The 20,586-nt window shown below is 45.1% G+C and carries 16 protein-coding genes; all 16 read right to left on the reverse strand.

Annotated features, from left to right (window positions below):
- Positions 1-49: 49 nt before the first annotated feature.
- The 16 genes from ymfI to truB all read right to left on the reverse strand — a co-directional run bounded on the left by ymfI (position 50) and on the right by truB (position 20,575).
- Positions 50-769: an elongation factor P 5-aminopentanone reductase gene (ymfI, locus tag QOZ98_RS02790; RefSeq protein ID WP_308786009.1), complete on the reverse strand. Its 720-nt coding sequence runs from the start codon at positions 767-769 to the stop codon at positions 50-52.
- Positions 766-2,067, reverse strand: coding sequence for an EF-P 5-aminopentanol modification-associated protein YfmH (gene yfmH, locus QOZ98_RS02795; RefSeq protein WP_308786010.1), 1,302 nt, complete (start codon positions 2,065-2,067; stop codon positions 766-768). Before yfmH ends, ymfI begins: the two co-directional genes overlap by 4 nt.
- Positions 2,060-3,334 carry an EF-P 5-aminopentanol modification-associated protein YfmF gene (gene yfmF, locus QOZ98_RS02800; RefSeq protein WP_308786011.1) on the reverse strand — a complete coding sequence of 425 codons (1,275 nt, stop codon included), beginning with the start codon at positions 3,332-3,334 and terminating at the stop codon, positions 2,060-2,062. Before yfmF ends, yfmH begins: the two co-directional genes overlap by 8 nt.
- 316 nt (positions 3,335-3,650) lie before the next feature.
- Positions 3,651-4,610: an ABC transporter permease gene (locus tag QOZ98_RS02805; RefSeq protein ID WP_308786012.1), complete on the reverse strand. Its 960-nt coding sequence runs from the start codon at positions 4,608-4,610 to the stop codon at positions 3,651-3,653.
- Between the two features lies 1 nt (position 4,611).
- Positions 4,612-5,661 carry an ABC transporter permease gene (locus QOZ98_RS02810; RefSeq protein WP_308786013.1) on the reverse strand — a complete coding sequence of 350 codons (1,050 nt, stop codon included), beginning with the start codon at positions 5,659-5,661 and terminating at the stop codon, positions 4,612-4,614.
- The gene (locus QOZ98_RS02815; RefSeq protein ID WP_308786014.1) at positions 5,651-7,210 is read right to left on the reverse strand and encodes an ABC transporter ATP-binding protein; all 1,560 of its coding nucleotides are present in this window, start codon (positions 7,208-7,210) and stop codon (positions 5,651-5,653) included. The genes QOZ98_RS02810 and QOZ98_RS02815 overlap by 11 nt, the downstream gene beginning before the upstream one ends.
- Positions 7,211-7,379: 169 nt before the next feature.
- Positions 7,380-8,456: a BMP family lipoprotein gene (locus QOZ98_RS02820; RefSeq protein WP_308786015.1), complete on the reverse strand. Its 1,077-nt coding sequence runs from the start codon at positions 8,454-8,456 to the stop codon at positions 7,380-7,382.
- A 46-nt stretch (positions 8,457-8,502) separates the two neighbouring features.
- Positions 8,503-9,231: a GntR family transcriptional regulator gene (locus tag QOZ98_RS02825; RefSeq protein WP_142826538.1), complete on the reverse strand. Its 729-nt coding sequence runs from the start codon at positions 9,229-9,231 to the stop codon at positions 8,503-8,505.
- A 175-nt stretch (positions 9,232-9,406) separates the two neighbouring features.
- Positions 9,407-11,743: an FtsK/SpoIIIE family DNA translocase gene (locus QOZ98_RS02830; protein WP_308786135.1), complete on the reverse strand. Its 2,337-nt coding sequence runs from the start codon at positions 11,741-11,743 to the stop codon at positions 9,407-9,409.
- Between the two features lie 79 nt (positions 11,744-11,822).
- Positions 11,823-13,490, reverse strand: a complete 1,668-nt coding sequence (locus QOZ98_RS02835) for a ribonuclease J (RefSeq protein WP_308786016.1) — start codon at positions 13,488-13,490, stop codon at positions 11,823-11,825.
- A gap of 128 nt (positions 13,491-13,618) precedes the next feature.
- The gene (locus QOZ98_RS02840; RefSeq protein ID WP_308786136.1) at positions 13,619-14,656 is read right to left on the reverse strand and encodes an aspartate-semialdehyde dehydrogenase; all 1,038 of its coding nucleotides are present in this window, start codon (positions 14,654-14,656) and stop codon (positions 13,619-13,621) included.
- 78 nt (positions 14,657-14,734) lie between these two features.
- Positions 14,735-15,961 carry a M16 family metallopeptidase gene (locus QOZ98_RS02845; RefSeq protein ID WP_308786017.1) on the reverse strand — a complete coding sequence of 409 codons (1,227 nt, stop codon included), beginning with the start codon at positions 15,959-15,961 and terminating at the stop codon, positions 14,735-14,737.
- A 59-nt stretch (positions 15,962-16,020) separates the two neighbouring features.
- Entirely contained in the window at positions 16,021-18,138 is a 2,118-nt protein-coding gene (gene pnp, locus QOZ98_RS02850; RefSeq protein WP_308786018.1) for a polyribonucleotide nucleotidyltransferase, read from the reverse strand.
- Positions 18,139-18,288: 150 nt separating this feature from the next.
- On the reverse strand, positions 18,289-18,558 hold the full coding sequence (gene rpsO / locus QOZ98_RS02855) for a 30S ribosomal protein S15 (protein WP_142826542.1): 270 nt from the start codon (positions 18,556-18,558) through the stop codon (positions 18,289-18,291).
- 135 nt (positions 18,559-18,693) lie between these two features.
- Positions 18,694-19,644 carry a riboflavin biosynthesis protein RibF gene (gene ribF / locus QOZ98_RS02860; RefSeq protein ID WP_308786019.1) on the reverse strand — a complete coding sequence of 317 codons (951 nt, stop codon included), beginning with the start codon at positions 19,642-19,644 and terminating at the stop codon, positions 18,694-18,696.
- 1 nt (position 19,645) lies between these two features.
- Positions 19,646-20,575 (reverse strand): tRNA pseudouridine(55) synthase TruB, encoded by a 930-nt coding sequence (truB, locus tag QOZ98_RS02865; RefSeq protein WP_308786020.1) that lies wholly within the window; start codon positions 20,573-20,575, stop codon positions 19,646-19,648.
- Positions 20,576-20,586 lie beyond the last annotated feature (11 nt).

Raw genomic sequence — 20,586 nt, forward strand, 5'->3', positions numbered from 1 at the left:
GCGCAATAGGAAAAGGGCAATTAGTTACATGAAGAGCAGTGAAACGCCATTACATCAGCCATCCGCCATTGACGCGCAGCGTTTGCCCCGTCATATAATCCGCTTTGCCGTTTACAAGAAAATCGACTGCATCTGCTATGTCTTGAGGCGAACCAAGCCCCAGTGGAATTTCCTCTTCTATTTCTTGCAGTTCTTCTGCTGTCAGGGATGCATTCATTTCTGTTTGGATAAATCCAGGCGCAACTGCGTTGACACGGGTTCCAGAGGGCGCCATTTCCTTGGCATAGGCTTTGGCAAACGCCAGCTGTGCACCTTTCACAGATGAATAGACGGTTTCCATGGAAGCCCCCGTCTCTCCCCAAATAGAGGAAATAAAGACGATATAAGATTTGTCATGGCGATGGAAAAATGGGGAAATCAGCCGAATTGTCGAGATCGGATTTTTCACATGCACCCGCCACAATGATTCCATTTCTTCATCTGTAGTATCCGTCAGCATTTTCACCAGCGACTGGCCACTTGCCACAATAATGCAGCTGGCATCATAGACATTGGCTGCAAGCTGCTGCGCCCCTGATGCTTCAGCAAAATCAGCCTGTACGGCAATAAATTCCTGTGAAGGATACTTTTCAGCCAACTGCTGTGCCAATGCGCCTGTCGGCCGGCTATTCCAATGCAAGTAAAGAGACCAACCGCTTTCGGCCAACTGCAGCGCAATGCTTTCACCAATTTCTCCGGATGCCCCTAACAGGACAGCAAACCGTTTCACTGTTCATCCTTTTTCGTAGGCATGATGGTAAAGACGGAATGCTGAGGCTCATGGCTGACCAATGCGAATGCGTTTTGAAGGTCTGAAACTTCCAGCCCTTCCAATACAGGAACCACATCAAATAAATTCATTTCATTAAACGCATAATGGGTAAACTGGTTGGCGATGTATTCTGGAGAATTCAGCGCTCTCATGAAAAAGCCGATTTTTTTTCGGCGTACACGATCAAGATCTTCCTGTCCAAACGGCCATTTTTCTACCGCATTTTGAAGCGTGTGTTTGATTTCCTTGATCAGGATTTCCGGTTTGTGTGTATCAGAGCCGATCAGCGCATAGCCAAAGCCGTTTTCCAATGAGTAGTCAAACGAATATGATTCGTCGATCCAATCGTTTTCATAAGCATGGTGATAGAAGTCAGAAGTCCGCCCAAACAGCAGTTCATAAGCCAGTTGAGCGGCCAGTTCATGCTTGAGCATGTCGGGTCCGATCAAATCCAGTTTCTCCGGTTTGATGCCGTAGAAGACTTTTGGTTTTTGGACGCTCATTTCCAGCACCCGCTCCTTGATGGCCACTTCTTTCGGCTCATCCGGATAAATGCGCTTGATTTCTGTCGGTTCCACAAAAGTTCTCTGTGCCTGATCTTCTTTCACCAATTTCATCATTTGCTCCGGATCGACGTTGCCGACTACGAACAAGACCATGTTGGAAGGGTGGTAAAAGGTGTTGTAACAAGTGTATAAATGTTCCGCCGTGATGTCCTGAATAGATTCTACAGTTCCGGCAATATCAATTTTCACCGGATGATTTTTATAGAGGTTTTCGATAATGCCGAAATACAGGCGCCAATCCGGCTGATCGTCATACATGGTGATTTCTTGTGCAATGATGCCTTTTTCTTTTTCAACAGTTTTTTCCGTAAAATAAGGAGTTTGGACAAAATTCAATAAAGTTTTGACATTTTTATCGATTTCTCCGGTTGCCGAGAACAAATAGGCTGTCCGTGTGAACGAAGTAAAGGCATTTGCTGAAGCTCCCTGCTTGCTGAACTCCTGAAAAACATCCCCTTCTTCTTTTTCAAACATTTTATGCTCCAGAAAATGAGCGATACCGTCCGGTACTTTAATGGGTTCAGTTCCACCCTGAGGAACAAAATGATTGTCAATTGAGCCGTATTTGGTTGTGAAAGTGGCGAAGGTTTTTGAAAAACCTTTTTTAGGGAGAATGTAAACATTCAGGCCATTGTCCAGCTTTTCATGAAAAAGTGTTTCTTCCAATTGTTCAAATTCAACTTTATGCATCCCTTTCATCCTCCTTGCCTGATAGGAAGTACGTCATTTCCAAAGAAAGCTGTTGGGCTACATCAGCGATATCTTCTTTCGTGACATTCTTCCATCTGTTGATCATGAACTCCGGTTCGAATTTATCCATTAACTCCATATATTGATCGTAAATATCAATTTGGCCGCGAGCTGAATCGAGAGCTTCTTTCAATTGATTTATCAAAAGGGCTTTTGTCTGGTCCAGTTCCATATCGGAAATATTGCCTTTTTTAACTTCTTCCAATTGCTCAAGAACCAACTTCACCGCTTTTTCTTCCAGCTTTGAGTCAATGCCCGCCAGAACGAACATCAGGCCGAATTGCGAAGCAAAAGAGCTCGATACGTAATAAGCCATGCTTTCTTTTTCACGGATATTAACAAATAGCTTGGAATGCGCATAGCCGCCGAATACTCCGTTCATCAATTGCATGACCGGAAATTTTTCGTCACGAAAAGTAATTGGCGTAAAAAATGCCATATGAAGCTTTCCTTGTTTCATATCCTCGTATTCGAGCACATGCGATTGTTCCGGTTTCACAAGTTCCAATGGAGGGACCGCTATCGTCTTTTCGCGGTCTTTAAAATGGAAAAACTCACGAATATGGGAAGCGATCATCTCTGGTTTGACATCGCCTACAGCGTAAATTTCAATTTCATTTTCAGCTACCATTTCATTGTACTCGGCAACCAATTGTTCGTTGGTGACGTTCTCCACATCTTCGATCGTGCCATTCGAAGTAATCGAAGCTGGATGGTTTGGCAATGCAAGCTCCATCATACGCTGTTGCGCATAGCGCGTTTTTTCATCAAATACAGATTCAATGCGCTGCACAATGGCATTTTTTTCACGAAGGAAAATAGATTCTTTAAACTGCCCGTGCTCAAAATTAGGTTTGAACAAGACGATGTACATTAAATTCAGTACTTTTTCCAATACGCCTTTTTCAGACAAGTATTGATCGTTGACTGTTTCTACATTCAAAGTTACGACATGTTCGTTGCCCCGTTTTGAAGAATCTATGTAAAGAGATGTCCCGTAAAGATCGTCCAACACCATGCGCAGTGCGGTGTGTGAAGGATAGACTTCATTGCTGTGCTGCAGCACGTTTGCCAAAATTGAGCGGGCAGACGCTTTTTCCTTAGTGAGTTTATCTTTGAACTTAATCGAAAAATTTATCGTTTTAAATTGTGTCGTCTCATTGACATGCACATTAACGCCTTTGGCAATATTAATCGTTTCAAACATTTGGAATCCCCTCTCGTCGTTCATGTTCTAACTATACCGAACCTTTTCCGTTAATTGCAAATAAAGAAAAGCGAAAGCGGCTAAGTGAAGCTAACCTAAGGGCGCGACGTCCTGTCGCGACGGTTAGCTGACCCGCTTCCTGCGGCCCCTCGACGGGCATAAGAAGCCCTGACGAAGTGGCGTCCTTTGCCACATAGTCAGGGGAGCTTATGACCCTAGAATCTGGCCACCGGAGCTGGATCATAAGAAAAGCGAAAGCGGCCCCTATAGTCCACAAAATAAAAGAGCCGTCGCAGTGACGGCTCTTTCAAATAGCTTAACGTTGTCCTTTGATATACGGTTTTCCGTTTGCCAGCGGTGCATTGGCACGGCCGATAAATCCGGCAAGCGCAAAGATTGTCAAAACATACGGCAATATTAATAGGAAGACGTTTGGAATCTCTTGGATGATTGGAATGGATGAACCGACAATGCTCAAGGATTGTGCAAAGCCGAAGAACAAAGCAGCTCCCATGGCGCCCAGTGGATGCCATTTCCCAAAAATCATCGCTGCCAGTGCCATAAAGCCCTGGCCATTGATTGTAGCGTGACCAAAATCATTGGTGATGGTCTGTGCATAAATCGCTCCGCCAATTCCTGCTAACGCACCAGAAATCATAACGGCAATATAACGCATTCTTGCTACGTTGACACCCATTGTGTCTGCAGCCATCGGATGTTCCCCGACAGCACGCAAGCGCAAGCCGAACGGCGTCTTGTAAATGACAAACCATGCCACAAAGGCGATGGCAATCGCAAAGAACGATGTATTGTAGACAGAAGTAAAGAATAAAGGTCCGATTACAGGAATATCCGACAAGAACGGTACATTATAGCGAGCAAACCGCTCTGTTATAAAGTCTGTCTGACCTTTATCGAAAATTCTTTTCACTAAGTACAGAGATAGTGCAACAGCCAGCAAGTTGATGGCAACACCCGATACAACTTGGTCTGCCCGGAACGAAATGGACGCTACTGCATGCAGCAGGGAAAGCAGCAAAGCAGCTACCATCGCTGCAATGAGTGAAATCCAAGGCGTCGCTGCACCGAATGTATCAGCATACAATAAGTTGAACAGGATTCCGACAAATGCCCCAATGACCATCAGCCCCTCGAGACCAATATTGACGACTCCGGATTTCTCCGAGAATACGCCGCCAATCGCCACTAAAATAAGTGGAGCTGCATAGAAAATCGCTGAAGGAATGATGAAGTATAGAACGTCAAGGAAACTCATATTACTTCGCCTCCTTCTTCTTAGCTGACGCACGGAGCAGCAGCAAGCGAATAATGTAGCCGGAAGCTACAAAAAAGATGATAACTGCGATAACGATTTCTACAATCTCGATCGGAATACCGGCAGCATTCGGCATGTTCAATGCTCCATACTTCAAGGATCCGAACAGCGTAGCCCCGAAGATGACACCGAGCGGCGTATTCATCCCTAATAAGGCGACCGCGATTCCATCAAATCCGATACCCGTAAAGCCGCCTTTGGACGATACATACTCAAACGTCCCAAGTGCTTCCATAGCGCCGGCCATACCAGCAAATGCCCCAGAGATGACCATCGCCAAAATAATGTTCTTGTTGACATTCATGCCTGCGTATTGAGAGGCGTTTTTATTAAATCCAACAGCCTTTAACTCAAAGCCAAGCGTTGTTTTTTCAAGGATAAACCACATTACCCCAACCATAACCAGAGCGAGGACGATTCCCAAGTGGAGCCGTGAAAATTCCGTGAGGTTTTCAAGAAACTCAGAACGCAAGGATGCGCTGGCAAAAATATTTTCTGTCCGGTCTCCTCCATCGGAAACCGTACGGATTAATGCGTTTGTTACGTGCAATGCGATATAGTTCATCATGATGGTAATAATTACTTCATGAACATGGAACTTAGCTTTTAGGAGGCCTGGTACAAAGCCCCATAATGCGCCAGCTACTGCTGCCGCGATGATTGCTAATGGCAAGTGGATGATTTTCGGCAATTCTACAGCCACCCCTACATAAGCTGCAGCAAACCATCCGACGATCAATTGCCCCTCAACACCGATATTGAAAAGACCAGAGCGGAATGCAAAAGCAACCGCAAGACCAGCTAACAAATAAGGTGTGATTTGGCGGATTGTTTCGCCGATTGTGTACATATCTCCGAAAATACCGTTCCATAGAGCAGCATAGCCTTCCAATGGGTTATAGCCACTGACCAGCATGATCACCGCACCTACCAATAGTCCTAAAATAACGGAAACGATGGGGACCAGGAGATTGGTCATTCTATTCGACATGCTGATCCTCACCTTTCTTCGTCAAATCCTGGGATTCCTTATGGCCGGTATGACCTGCCATCAATAATCCCAACTCCTGCTCACTCGTGCTTTCCGGTGTCACTATGTCCACAATTTCACCGTCATGGATAACTGCAATTCGGTCTGAAACGTTCATGACTTCATCCAATTCGAAAGAAATCAGTAAAACTGCCTTGCCGTTATCGCGTTGTTCGATCAACCGGCTATGGATAAATTCAATGGCACCAACGTCCAATCCACGAGTCGGCAAAGCCGCAATCAACAGATCCGGATCCCGGTCGACTTCACGGCCGATAATGGCTTTTTGCTGATTGCCCCCGGATAGGGAACGGGCCAACTCTCCAGGACCTTGAGTCCGGACATCAAAATCCTTGATGATCTGCAGCGCTTTATCATTAATTTTGTTGTAATCGATAATGCCAGATTTGGAAATCGGTTTTGTGTAGTATGTTTGAAGCGAAATGTTATGGCCAATTGGGAAATCCAATACCAAACCATGTTTATGACGATCCTGAGGTATATGCCCTACGCCCGATTCAGTTACTTTTCTCGGTTTCATATTGGTGACGTCTTTGCCGTTGATGAAGATAGTCCCACTTTTCACTTTACGCAACCCTGTTATTGCTTCGATCAGTTCAGACTGTCCATTGCCGTCAATTCCCGCAATTCCGACAATTTCGCCTTTACGGACGTTCAAATTCAGGCTTTTCACTTTCTCTACTCCACGGTAATCCTGAACCACGAGATTTTTAATATCCAGAATTTCTTCCCCTGGAAATGCCTGGCCTTTAACCGTAGTAAATTCCACTTGGCGACCAACCATCAATGATGCCAGATCATTCGGGTTGGTTTCTGAGGTAATAACCGTTCCGATTCCCTGGCCTTTGCGAATGACTGTTACCCGGTCTGAAACATCCATGATCTCTTTTAATTTATGTGTAATCAAAATGATGGATTTGCCTTCAGCAATCAACCGTTTCATAATCTGAATCAATTCCGTGATTTCCTGAGGCGTCAATGAAGCAGTCGGCTCATCAAAAATCAAAATCTCGGCTCCACGGTATAAAGTCTTCAATATTTCTACACGCTGCTGCATGCCCACCGAAATATCCTCGATGATCGCATAAGGATCAACATTCAAGCCATATTGCTCAGAAAGGGCTTGAACTTTTTTAGCTGCATCCTTTTTATTGGTGATGCCGTATTTGGTTGGCTCACTTCCCAAAATGATGTTCTCGGTAACAGAAAAGTTTTCAACCAGCATAAAATGCTGGTGAACCATTCCGATGCCAAGATCATTGGCGACGTTCGGATTGGCAATATCCACTTTTTGGCCGCGCACACGGATTTCTCCGCCTTCCGGCTGGTACAAACCGAATAGGACGTTCATTAAAGTAGATTTCCCTGCCCCGTTTTCCCCTAATAGCGCATGAATTTCTCCTTTTTGCAGTTGCAGCGTAATATTGTCATTGGCGACAAATGTACCGAACTCTTTACGGATATTCAGCATTTCGATTACATACTCCACTGTTGTCACTCCCCTGAAAGCTACTAACTTCTTGTGATTGAATTAATTAATACAGGAAAGGCTTCCGTTGCCAAAAGCCTTTCATCTATTAATTTCCTGCATATGGGCAAAAAAAATCATAAAGACCGGTTGAACCGGTCTTTATGATGACCGTGCTGCTAATTAACTTTTACTGTAAAGTATCTGGAACTACGATGTCGCCATCGATAACCTGCTGCTGATAATCTTCGAGTTGCGCCATCACGTCTTCAGGAATTGCTCCGCGTGAATCTGCAAGGCCTACACCTTCATCAGACAAACCATAAGTGATTGTTTCGCCGCCTGGGAATTCGCCAGCCATCGCCTGTTCAGAAATATTGATTACAGCTGTATCAACACGCTTCAATACTGAAGTCAATGTTACGTTGGCATCGCCAGTTTGGCCTTCATCGTATTGGTCAGCATCTACGCCGATAACCCAAACGTTTGCTTCTGGATCTGCTTCTTTACGTTCTTTTGCTTCAGTGAATACGCCGTTTCCAGTGCCGCCAGCAGCGTGGAAAATGATGTCTGCTCCAGCAGAGTACATACGGTTCGCAGTTGTTTTACCTAATTCCGCTTTATCAAAAGCCCCTGTGTATTGAACATCGACTTCAATAGTATCGTCAACAGTTGCAACTCCTTCAAGGAATCCTGCTTCAAAACGCTCGATTACCGGAATTTCCATCCCGCCAACAAATCCGATTTTATTAGTTTCTGTCATTAGAGCTGCTGCTACACCCGCAAGGAATGCGCCTTCCTGCTCTTTAAACAAGACACTTGCAACGTTTGGAGCATCTACTACTGCATCAATAATCGCGATTTGAGCTTCAGGCTGCTGTTCAGCAATTTCAGCTACAGCGCCTTCCATCAAGAAGCCGATGCCGTAAACTACGTCAAAGTCACGACGGATTAAATTGTTCAAGTTGGTGTTGTAATCCGCGTCTGATGCAGATTGAAGGTAATCAAAGCCGCCATCGCCCTTTTCAAGGCCATTTTCTTCACCAAATTGCTGGATTCCTTCCCAAGCAGATTGGTTGAAGGATTTATCATCCACACCGCCGACATCTGTAACCATGGCAACCGAGAAATCAGCAGCTTCTTCAGTGCCTTCTTCTCCTCCGCCAGTTTCGCCAGTTGAAGTATCTTCTTCGCTTCCACAAGCAGCAAGCATCGTACCAGCAGCAAGCATTAATGATAAACCAAGACCAAATTTACGTTTTGTCAATGTAATAACCCCCAAGGTTTTTTGATATTAGCAGGAATTTGATGTTTTACACGCGTTTGCGAACCACATGAAAGCTGAATTTATCAGCTCTGAAATAATTTTTTGAATAAAGCACCAAGCGATCGTCTTCATCGTAATGGAGCTGTTTTAATACCAATAATGCTGTTTCCGGTTCACATTCCAGGATTGGCGAAGCTTCTTCATGATATCCGGTCGGATCGATAAACGTCACCGCGTAGGATATATGAATATCTCCTGATTCCTCAATCGCTGTAAAAATGGAACTTTCGGTGCGTCCCAGAAAATCTGCAGGCAAATAATCCGAAGGTACCTTGTCGATGCAATAGACGACAGGGTCTCCGTTTGCCGTACGGACGCGTTCAATAGTAATAATAGTATCATCGCCAGTGCAATGAAAGCGTTTTATATCTTCTTCAGAGGAAAGGCTTTCCGAAGTGCTCAAGTAGATGGCACCCGGTTCCATTCCCGCCTGTCGGATCATATCGGAGACACTTGTCAATTGTTCAATTCCTGAAGAAAATAATGGTTTTGAATTGACGAATGTTCCGACTCCGTGGCGTCTGACGATAATATTATCTTCTTCCAACAACCGCAGCGCTTCTCGTAAAGTCGCGCGGCTGACTCCCAGTGTTTTCGATAACTCGAATTCGGACGGCAACTTCTCTTTTTCTTTGTATACGCCCGCCGCAATATCCTGTTTCATTCGATCGATCACTTGAAGGTACAAAGCACGATGATCCGACTTAATTGTCATACGATTCACCACCCATGACAGAGATCAGACATCTGATGTAAAACATTCCTACTAATCAAAATTACTATACCACTTATTAGAAATGAAATAAATAGTAATTTGTCGAATTTAGCGAATTTTCATTTCTTCATTATCTAAAATACTAATCATTATGTCACAAAAAAACCCCAAAATCTCAGTAATCTTCCTGCTTTGGAACTAATACCGTTCGTGGTTTGCTGCCTTCATAAGGACCAACCACTCCCCGCTGCTCCATTTGGTCTATGATCCGGGCAGCACGTGAATAGCCGACACGGAACCGGCGCTGAAGCATGGAAACCGATGCTGTCTGCATTTCTGTCACTAATTGAACGGCCTCATCATAGATTTCATCTGTTTCTTCATCTATCTTGGTATCGTCAATTTCAGTTGGAATCATATCTTCCTGGTATTGTGCTTTTTGCTGTTCGATGACAAAATCAACAATTTTTTCGACTTCTGAATCCGACAGGAATGCCCCTTGAACACGAACCGGTTTTGACTGTCCGGCTCCGAGGAACAGCATGTCTCCGCGGCCCAGCAATTTTTCGGCGCCGCCCATATCCAGGATTGTCCGAGAATCGATGGAAGATGAGACAGCAAAAGCGATGCGGGATGGAATATTCGCTTTGATAACACCGGTGATGACGTTGACGCTTGGCCGCTGTGTGGCGATGATCAAGTGGATGCCTGCCGCACGGGCCATCTGGGCCAAGCGCGTAATGGCATCTTCTACTTCGTTTGAAGCGACCATCATCAAATCAGCCAACTCATCGACGATAACCACGATAAACGGCAGTTTTGGATGCTTGTCTTCGTTTTCTTCATTGAAAATACGGACATATTCGTTATAGCCTTCAATATTACGTGTACCGGTATGCGAAAACAGCTCATATCTTCTTTCCATTTCTGAAACGATTTTCTTCAAGGCTTGTGCCGCTTTGCGCGGATCTGTCACAACCGGTGCCAACAGATGCGGAATGCCGTTGTAGACATTCAGTTCCACCATTTTCGGATCAATCATCATCATTTTCACTTCATGCGGCTTGGCGCGCATGATGATGCTGGTGATAATGCCATTTATGCACACCGATTTCCCGCTGCCTGTTGATCCGGCAACCAGCAAATGAGGCATTTTGTTTAACTCTGTCATTACAGCTTGTCCGGTCACGTCTCTGCCCAGAGCAAACAGCAGCTTGGCATCCGGGCGGTTGTTTTCTTCCGATTCCAGCACTTCGCGCAGGCTGACAATTGATACTTCCGAATTTGGCACTTCGATCCCAATAGCGGATTTCCCTGGAATCGGCGCTTCAATACGGATATCGCGGGCTGCCAAAGCCAAAGCTAAATCGTCGTGCAAACTGACAATTTTACTTACTTTCACACCGGTATCCGGCAAGACTTCATACTTGGTGACCGCAGGACCCAGATGGACTTGCGTCACTTTGGCACGAACGCCGAAGCTTTGGAAAGTTTTTTCGAGCTTCTTGGCGTTTTTCTGAATGCCTGAATACTCTCCGCTTTGGTCATGATGCGGAGGCAAGGTTAACAGGCTGAGTGGCGGCAGCTGGTATTCTTCATTTTCCAGTTCTTCTGCAGTCGACAGCAACTGGACTTCTCCAGTCTCCGGTTCCACAATCGGCTCCGGCGCTGTTTCTGCCTGTTTCGGTTTAACGTTTTCAGTAAATGCAGAAATGATCGGTTCTTCCTGTTTTGGACGGTACAAGAGATCTTCTTCCTCTTCTTCCTCCTCATAGGCTAGAGATTCATTGATTTCCAGCACTTGCTCCGGTTCCGACTTTTTCCGGGGAGCCCGCAGTTTCTTCGGCTTTTCCCGTTGAAAGCGGCTTATTAGCGCATCGATCGCTGGACGGGCACTTGGAATCTTTTCAGCAATAAAAGGCGCTGCTGCTTTTCCTGTTAAAATAATGGCCCCGATCGACAGCAAGATGATCGCCACTACCCACGTGCCGGCAGTATCAAATAGTACATGCAGCATAGCGTACAGCAATGCACCGATGATTCCGCCTCCAGTAGCCAAATAAGTACTCCAAACCGTTCCGGTCATTTGTGTGTTGCGGATGGTCTCGGATAAGACATTTCCTGACGTAATCGGCAAAATGGTGCCGGCTGCCCAGATTAAGTGGCAAATCAGCAATATGCCGATCAGAACAAATGCCGACCCAATCGCTATTTTCGCCCTCGGCTTTGGCCATGAACGTTTTACCATTACGTAAACAGCGATATAGACAAGTGCCAGCGGAATTAGGAAGGCCATATAGCCTGCTATAAATTCAGCCATGTTGTAGAACATTTTGCCGATAACGCCCAGTTGAAACACCATTAATACGGATATCCCCAACAATACCAACCCGATCATTTCATAGGCGATCATTGGCATTGGCTGCCGTTTTTTGTTTTTCGGTTTTGTTTTTGGTTTTGCTTTTGCTCTTGCGTTAGGTTTTGCTTTTGTGGTTGTTCGAGCCCTGGTCATCGCCATTCCTCATTTCCTCCGTAATCGAAAAAGGATTTCCTCCGAATGACTCGGTATGGAAATCCTTTTTCTTTTTCTCTTAGTATTCCATAATAATCGGGATAATCATTGGACGGCGTTTTGTCTGCTGGAACAGGTAAGAATTCAACGTATCACGAATTTCCTGCTTGATGTTATTCCACTCGAACGCGTCTCTGGTTACGTATTTTTCAACGACTTTGCGGACAAGTCTTGTAGATTCATCCATCAGCTCTTCTGATTCACGGACATAAACAAAACCGCGTGAAATCATTTCCGGACCGGAAGCAATTTTCTTTTCTTTGCGGTTCAATGTCACCACAACGATGAAAATTCCGTCCTGTGACAACAACTTACGGTCACGCAAAACGATATTTCCAACATCACCGATGCCAATGCCATCAATCAGCACATTGCCGGCTGTAACGCGGCCGCTCATTCGAACTTTGCCGCCTTTGTATTCCACGATATCGCCTTTATCGGCAATAAAAATTTCAGACTTATGCAATCCTACTTGCTGAGCCAATTTAGAATGGGCAATCAGCATTTTGTATTCACCCTGGATGGGAATGAAATACTTGGGTTTCATCATGTTCAGCATCATTTTTAAATCTTCCTGGCTGCCATGTCCTGAGACGTGGACTTTCTTGCTGGCAGTCAAAACGTTTGCACCGGCTTTTGCCAGTTTGTTCATTGTTTGGAACATAGGAACTTCCATACCGGGTGATGGTGTGAATGTAATCAATATGGTGTCAGTTTCTTTAATTTTAACGTCTTTGTGCTGTTTGCGGACCATCTTGTCCAATGCTTCCAGCGGTTCTCCCTGGTTGCCGGTAACGATAATAACTACTTCGTCATCACGGTAGTTTTCCAGGTCTTTCAAGGAAATGACGGTATCTTCATGAACGGTCAAGTAGCCTAGGCGCAAGCCGACTTCATAGCTGCTTTCCAAGCTTCTGCCTGCTACAGCGACTTTTTTGCCTGTAGCTGCCGCAATGTCGAATACTTGCTGGATGCGGATAAAGTTTGATGAATACAGGGATACCAATACGCGGCCTTCTGCAGCAAGAAATGCTGAAAGAATATGGTCGGCAACGACAATTTCAGACGTGGTATAGCCTGGACGTTCAGCTTCAGTCGAGTCAGACAACAGCATAAGTACGCCGTCTTCTCCCAATTTCGCCATTTTTGCAATATCCGGTCTGTAGCTTCCTTTAGCGGATTGATCGAATTTAAATTCGCCTGTATGCACAATGGCGCCTTCTGATGTGTGGAAGACGATTCCAAGTGCGTCAGGAATGCTGTGTGTCGTATGGAAAAACGTCACATGCGTTTTATCAAAGTTCATGCGGCTTTTGTTGGTCACTTCAAAGAATTTTACATGTTTTAAAGAACCTTGTTCTTTAATATGTTCTTTCGCTAATGCAATTGTCAATTTCGATCCATAAACCGGAGCCTGGATTTTCTTCAGTAAATAAGCGATGGAACCGATTGCGTCCTCATGGCCATGCGTCAAGAAAACTCCTTTGACGCGGTCTTTGTTTTCTTCCAGGAAAGTCATATCTGGAATGACGATATCGACGCCCAGCATTTCATCTTCCGGGAACATCAATCCGCTGTCTACAACAAACAGATCTTCGTCAATTTCGATTACGTACATGGCTTTGCCGATTTCGCCGACGCCGCCTAAAGGGATAACTCGTATTACTTCATTTTTAATTTTACTCAATTTATTTCCTCCTAAAATTCACCCGTACACATCCATAAACTTCATTATACGGGAATCCCCTGAAACAGTCCAAAGAAAAAAATAAACCGGCGCAATGGCCGGTTTATTTAAACGATTGCTGTTTTAATTTAAATGATATTTTCGTCGATTAATGCTTCTGCAATCTGCACCGAATTCAGTGCGGCACCCTTGACCAAGTTGTCTGAAACGACCCATAGGTGGAAGCCATTCGGATTGTCCAGGTCCTGGCGGATACGCCCGACAAACACTTCGTCCAGTCCTGCAGCCATCAACGGCATTGGGTAGACTTGGTTTGAAGGATCATCCATCAATTCAACACCTGGCGCATCGACCATTGCCTGTTTGATCTGTTCAACAGTTGCTGCGCCTTTAAGCTCGACATACACTGATTCTGAATGCCCTGTGACCACAGGCAGCCGCACGCATGTAGCTGCGACAGCCAAGGAATCGTCATGCATGATTTTCTTGGTTTCATTGATCATTTTCATTTCTTCAAATGTGTAGCCGTTGTCTGTAAACTGATCGATTTGCGGAATCGCATTAAATGCAATCGGATAATGACGCGCGGCAGACTTGACCGGCAGCATGTTCGCATCCGCCGTTTTGGCGTTGTCAAAATCAGCCGACTGGGCTTTTAGTTCATTAATGGCGTCAATGCCCGCTCCTGAAACGGCCTGATAGGTAGAGACGACAATTTTGGTCATGCCAAACTGCTCTTTCAACGGCTGCAAGGCGCAGACCATCTGGATGGTGGAACAGTTCGGGTTGGCGATGATGCCCTTATGTAGAGAGAGGTCGCTTTTGTTCACTTCAGGTACGACAAGCGGCACTTCCTTGTCCATCCGGAATGCGCTGGTGTTGTCGATGACGATTGCCCCGCGCTTGACAGCTTCCGGCGCAAACTTTTCCGATACACTGCCGCCAGCACTGAACAACGCGATGTCGATGCCTTCAAATGATTCAGGTTTTGCTTCCTGAACGGTGAATGTTTTGCCGTTGAATCTAATTTCTTTACCGGCCGAACGGCTTGAAGACAAAAAGACAATGTCTTTTACCGGAAATTTCCGCTTCTCCAATTGATCTTTCATTTGTTGGCCAACTGCCCCTGTTGCTCCCATAATTGCTACGTTATATGTTTTCACAATATTCGCTCCTTCAATGGTGATTTGAGTTATTGTAACATAATTTAGTCTGCTAGAGAAACGAAACAACAAAAAGCTCCCTTAAACTAAGAGAGCTTCTTTCGGACGAATAATGGAAATGGCAGGTGACTTCACCAGAATATCCAGCAAGGATAAAACTTTTTCGAGTGATACAAGATCGATTTGCTCAAGTACTTCATCGTACGTTTGGTGTTTGCCCAGCAGCAATTCATGTCTGCCGTTTCGGCTCATGCGGGCACTGGTGCTTTCTAGCCCCAGCATCAAGCTGCCTTTCAGCTGCTCTTTTGAGTCGGTGATTTCCTGCTGCGTAATCCCTCCGTTTTTCAATTCTTTCAGCAAGCTCAAAATTACCTGCTGCATTTCAGCCATCTGTTCGTCTGAAGTTCCGCCGTATATCGCCAAGGTTCCGTGATCGGAGTAGGCTGAATGATACGAAAAGATCGAATAAGCCAAACCGCGTTGCTCCCGAATTTCCTGGAACAGCCTTGAAGACATCGAGCCGCCGATAATATTATTTAAAACAGTGATGTTATAAATATCAGGATCGTTTAGCGACAGCCCGGGAAATCCGAGGCATAGATGACCCTGTTCTGTTTCTTTGTTCTTTAAAGAGTAACCGGATGTAAAAACAGGCAGTTCATATTTTTTAGGACTTTCTTTCCTTTCAAAAGCACCAAACAACGCTTCAATCGTCTCCAGCAATGCTGGTGTAATATTGCCAGCTACCGAAACGACGGTGTTAGCTGGTGTGTAATGCCGGTCCATGTAATCGCGGATCTTCTCCGGTGTGAAGCTGGCGAGTGTTTCAGCGGTCCCAAGTATGGGTGCTCCGATCGAATTTTTCGGATACATGACGCGCCACAGCTGTTCGTGGACATCATCATCCGGCATATCTTCTGTCATGCTGATTTCCTCAAGAATGACTTGGCGTTCCTTATCGAACTCTACTGGATCCATTTGCGAATGGAACAGCATATCAGCTAATACAGCCACGGCATGTTCTGCATGATGATCCAATACTTTAGCGTAATAGCAAGTATACTCTTTTGACGTATAGGCATTGATATCCCCGCCGATACGGTCAAATTCCCGGGCAATCTCCTTTGCTGTGCGCAGGTCAGTTCCTTTGAACAGCATATGTTCGATAAAATGCGTAATCCCGTTTTCTTCCGGAAGTTCATCACGGGAGCCATTATTGACAAAGACCCCTACCGCTACTGAATGGAAATAGGGAATATGTTCGGAAACAATGCGCAATCCGTTTTTGCAAGTCTTAGTAGTCACCATGTGCATGTTCCTCCTCATAGTAAAAAATTGCCGACAAAGTCGGCAATTTGAATGGTTGATTATTCTTGGTTTTGTTTTTCTGCTGCTTCTTTTTGTTCTTTCAATACAATCTTACGTGATAAGTTTACACGTCCTTGGCGGTCAATTTCAATTACTTTGACTTGAAGAACCTGATCCATTTTCAGAACATCTTCAACTTCTTTTGTCCGTTCTTCCTGGATTTCAGAAATATGAAGAAGGCCATCTTTGCCTGGGAACAATTCCACGAAGGCACCGAACTTCTCAATGCGTTTTACTTTGCCTTCGTAGTATTCGCCGACTTTTGCTTCACGCACGATGTTTTCAATCATCGCTTTCGCTTTTGCATTCATTTCTTCGTCAACAGATGAAATGAAGATGGTGCCATCTTGTTCTGTATCAATCTTAACGCCTGTTTCATCAATGATTTTGTTGATCACTTTGCCGCCAGGTCCGATAACATCGCGGATCTTGTCAGGGTTGATCTTCACCATGATGATTTTAGGTGCGAATTTGGAAAGAGTTGTTCTAGGTTCAGCAATCGTTGCCAGCATCGATTCAAGGATGTGGATACGGCCGATTTGAGCCTGAGCCAATGCTTCTTCCAAAATTTCACGAGAAAGACCATCGATCTTAATGTCCATTTGAAGAGCCGTAATGCCTTTAGCAGTACCCGCCACTTTAAAGTCCATATCGCCAAGGTAATCTTCCATGCCTTGGATATCAGACAACACGGTATAGTTATCGCCTTTTTTAACAAGACCCATCGCGATACCTGCTACTGGAGCTGACAATGGAACACCAGCATCCATCATAGCAAGCGTTGACGCACAGATGCTTGCCTGTGAAGTGGAACCATTTGATTCCAATACTTCCGCTACTAGACGGATTGTGTATGGAAAATCTTTTTCGTTTGGAATGACCGCTTCAAGCGCACGTTCTCCAAGTGCCCCGTGTCCAATTTCGCGGCGGCCAGGTCCACGAAGGAATCCGGTTTCGCCTACTGAGAACAACGGGAAGTTGTAATGATGCATAAAGCGTTTCGTATCTTCAATGCCAAGGCCGTCGATGATTTGAACATCACCTAAAGCGCCTAGTGTACAAATGCTCATCGCCTGCGTTTGTCCACGCGTGAACAAACCAGAACCGTGTGTACGGTTTAAAATGCCGACTTCAGAAGATAATGGACGGATTTCAGAAGGCCCACGGCCATCCGGACGGATTTTCTCGTCAGTGATCAAACGGCGAACTTCATCTTTAACCATTTTATCAAGAATTTGGCCAGCTTGTTTTTTCACTGCATCGTCCGATTCTTCGTAAGATGCCATCGCGCGGGCTTTAACTTCATCAATCGCTTCATTGCGCGCTTGTTTTTCATTGATTTGGACAGCCGCATTCAAATCCGCTTCTACAGCTTCTTTAAGTGAGCTTGTCAATTCTGCATCTAGTTCGTAAAGCTGGATATCAGTTTTATCTTTTCCGACTTCAGCAGCAATCTGTTCCTGGAAAGCAATCAATTTCTTGATTTCTTCGTGGCCGAACATGATCGCTTCCAAAATGATTTCTTCAGAAACTTCTTTCGCTCCTGCTTCCACCATATTGATGGCCTCTTTTGTTCCGGCAACCGTCAAGTTGATCGAGCTCTTGTCAAGCTGGTCATTTGTCGGGTTGATGATGAATTGTCCATCGATCAAGCCAACGATTACTCCAGCAATCGGTCCACCGAATGGAATATCGGAAATCATTAACGCTAATGAAGAGCCGAACATGGCAGCCATTTCTGAAGGGCAATCCTGATCGACTGACATAACCATTGAAATAACCTGTACTTCATTACGGAAGCCATCCGGAAATAGCGGGCGGATTGGACGGTCGATCAAACGGCTTGTCAACGTCGCTTTTTCAGAAGGACGTCCTTCGCGTTTGATAAATCCGCCTGGAATTTTGCCGACAGCGTATAGACGCTCTTCGTAGTTTACTGTCAGTGGAAAGAAATCCAGTGGTTTTGGAGTTTTTGAAGCGGTTGCAGTTGAAAGAACTGCTGTATCACCATAACGGATCAATGCTGCTCCGTTTGCTTGTTTTGCCAATTGGCCGACCTCAACCTGTAATTCACGGCCTGCCCAATCAAGTGTGTAAACTTTTTTTGTTTGCTCCATAATATCGAGCTCCTCTCTATTACCTTGTTTCTATATACTATATGTATCCATTAGTAGTGTATCAAAAATGCATCCGGTGTGCGATGCGCCAGATTAAAGTTTTATCCATAAAGAAAAAGCGGGACGAATCCCGCTTTTTTCTGTTTGCTATTAACGGCGTAGGCCAAGTCTTGCGATTAACTCGCGGTAGCGAGCTACTTCGTTTTCACGTAAGTATTTCAGCAAGTTACGACGGCGTCCAACCATTTTGAATAGACCACGACGTGAGTGATGATCTTTTTTGTGAGTACGTAAGTGCTCATTCAAGTTGTTGATGTCTTCTGTAAGAATGGCGATTTGAATTTCTGCAGACCCAGTATCAGTGTCATGCACTTTGTATTCATTGATCAATTCATTTTTACGTTCTTGTGTGATTGCCATACTGTTTCCACCTCCTAATTTCTGATATCCCCAATTACCGAGCAAACGTTGGTGATTCGATTTGCCAAGCAACGGTTTGTACATTCAGTACTCATAAATAATAGCATAAGGCTTTTTCAAAATCAACTGCACCGGCTAATTAATGGCTGCAAAAAACCTTTCGGCTGTCTCTTTGTCCCGCTGAATCTGCGCCTTCAACTCGTCGATGCCCGAAAATTTCTGCTCATCCCGGATCCGTTCATGCCATTCGACTTCTACCATTTCCCCGTAGATCGACTTGTCAAAATCGAGGATATGGACTTCGATCACTTGTTTTTTTACATCTGGATTATTGAAGGTCGGTTTGTAGCCGATGTTGCAGACACCGTTGTAAAATTGCCCTTGCACCTGAATTCTGACGGCGTAGACGCCGCGGCTTGGCACGATGGCACCAAGCTCGGGTTCTACGTTAGCTGTCGGAAAACCAATAGTGCGGCCGCGCTTGTCGCCATTGACAACGGTGCCGATTACCCGGAACGGACGACCCAGAAGGTGGCATACCTGATCAACGGTGCCTTGCTTTAATAATTCGCGGATGCGCGTCGAGCTGATTTTTTCATCACCTGCTTCTTGCTTATCGATCACTGTGACATCGTAAAAGCTTTCGGCAGCTCTTTTCATCAACGCCATATCGCCTTTGCCCCTGCTGCCAAATGAAAAATCAAATCCAGCAGTAACATGCCTTACATTGAGGCCTTTAATAAAAATCTCGATAAATTCCTCAGGGGTCAATTTGGCGAATTCGGATGTAAAGCGGACAATAAAGCAGTAATCCACGCCCATCTCTTCCAGTATCTCCATTTTTTGCTGCATGGGCGTGATGTAGAAGACTTCTTCTTTGCGTCCGCCAAGCACCAGAGACGGATGCGGATCAAAGGTCATGACTGCGGACTTGATGTTTTTTTCTACAGCCTGTTCCATTGCTTCGCCTATAACCCGCTGATGCCCTTTATGTACCCCGTCAAAAAAGCCGAGCGCCAGCGACAAAGGACCGGTTTCGCTATCAGGTTTTACGTGAATTGGATAACTCAAATGAATAATTTCCATCTTACACCTCGTCTGCTGTCGGAAAACCGAACATTTTTTCAGGTTTCATCTTGTCCGCTTTTTCAGGATGATTTTTATAAAGTGCTACAGGCTGCCCCTTATACGTCAATACCACAAATCCCATTTGATCGAGTATGGCATGGCGTGCCAGCACCTGACCATTTTTCACAGCAAAAATCTGCTTAGGTTCAATCTCCATAAATGGAAACGCACTTAAGCCATAGCTGAGCGGTTTCAAAATGTCGCCGATATGTCCATTTTGAGCAAGTTCGGCCACTTCGGCAAGCGTGACACAATCTTTTTGGCTGAATTTACCGGATTCTGTTCGGGTAAGCCTAGACATATGTGCAGGATAGCCTAATGCTTCTCCAATCTGCACGGCTAATGTTCGGATGTATGTTCCTTTGCCGCAACGGATGCGGATATTGAACTTAATCTCCTGTCCTGCCCATTGCTGATCATCATCCAGCAACTCAATCGAGTCGATGCGAACTGTGCGCTCCGGACGTTCAACAGGAAGTCCCTGGCGCGCGTACTCATAAAGTTTCTTGCCATTTACTTTAACCGCCGAATACATGGGCGGAATTTGTTTGATGCTTCCTGTCAGCCCAAACAATGCCACTTCGACTTGCTCCCGTGTAATATGCTTCTCTGAATCGTCCGTGTCCACTGTTTCTCCAGTCGCATCTTCCGTTTCAGTCGAATAGCCGATTGTCACTTCCGCTTCATAAGTCTTTCCCTGGTCGGTGATGTATTCAGCAACTTTGGTCGTGTTGCCGATGCAGATTGGCAGCACGCCATCCACTTCAGGATCCAGCGTCCCGGTATGTCCGACCTTTTTTGTTTGCAGGATTTTTCTCAATTTAAAAACACAGTCATGGGAGGTCATCCCTTTTTCTTTCCATAATGGAAGAATTCCATTTAGCGCCATAATCCATAGCT

Source organism: Planomicrobium stackebrandtii (assembly GCF_030814955.1).
Taxonomy (GTDB): domain Bacteria; phylum Bacillota; class Bacilli; order Bacillales_A; family Planococcaceae; genus Planococcus; species Planococcus stackebrandtii.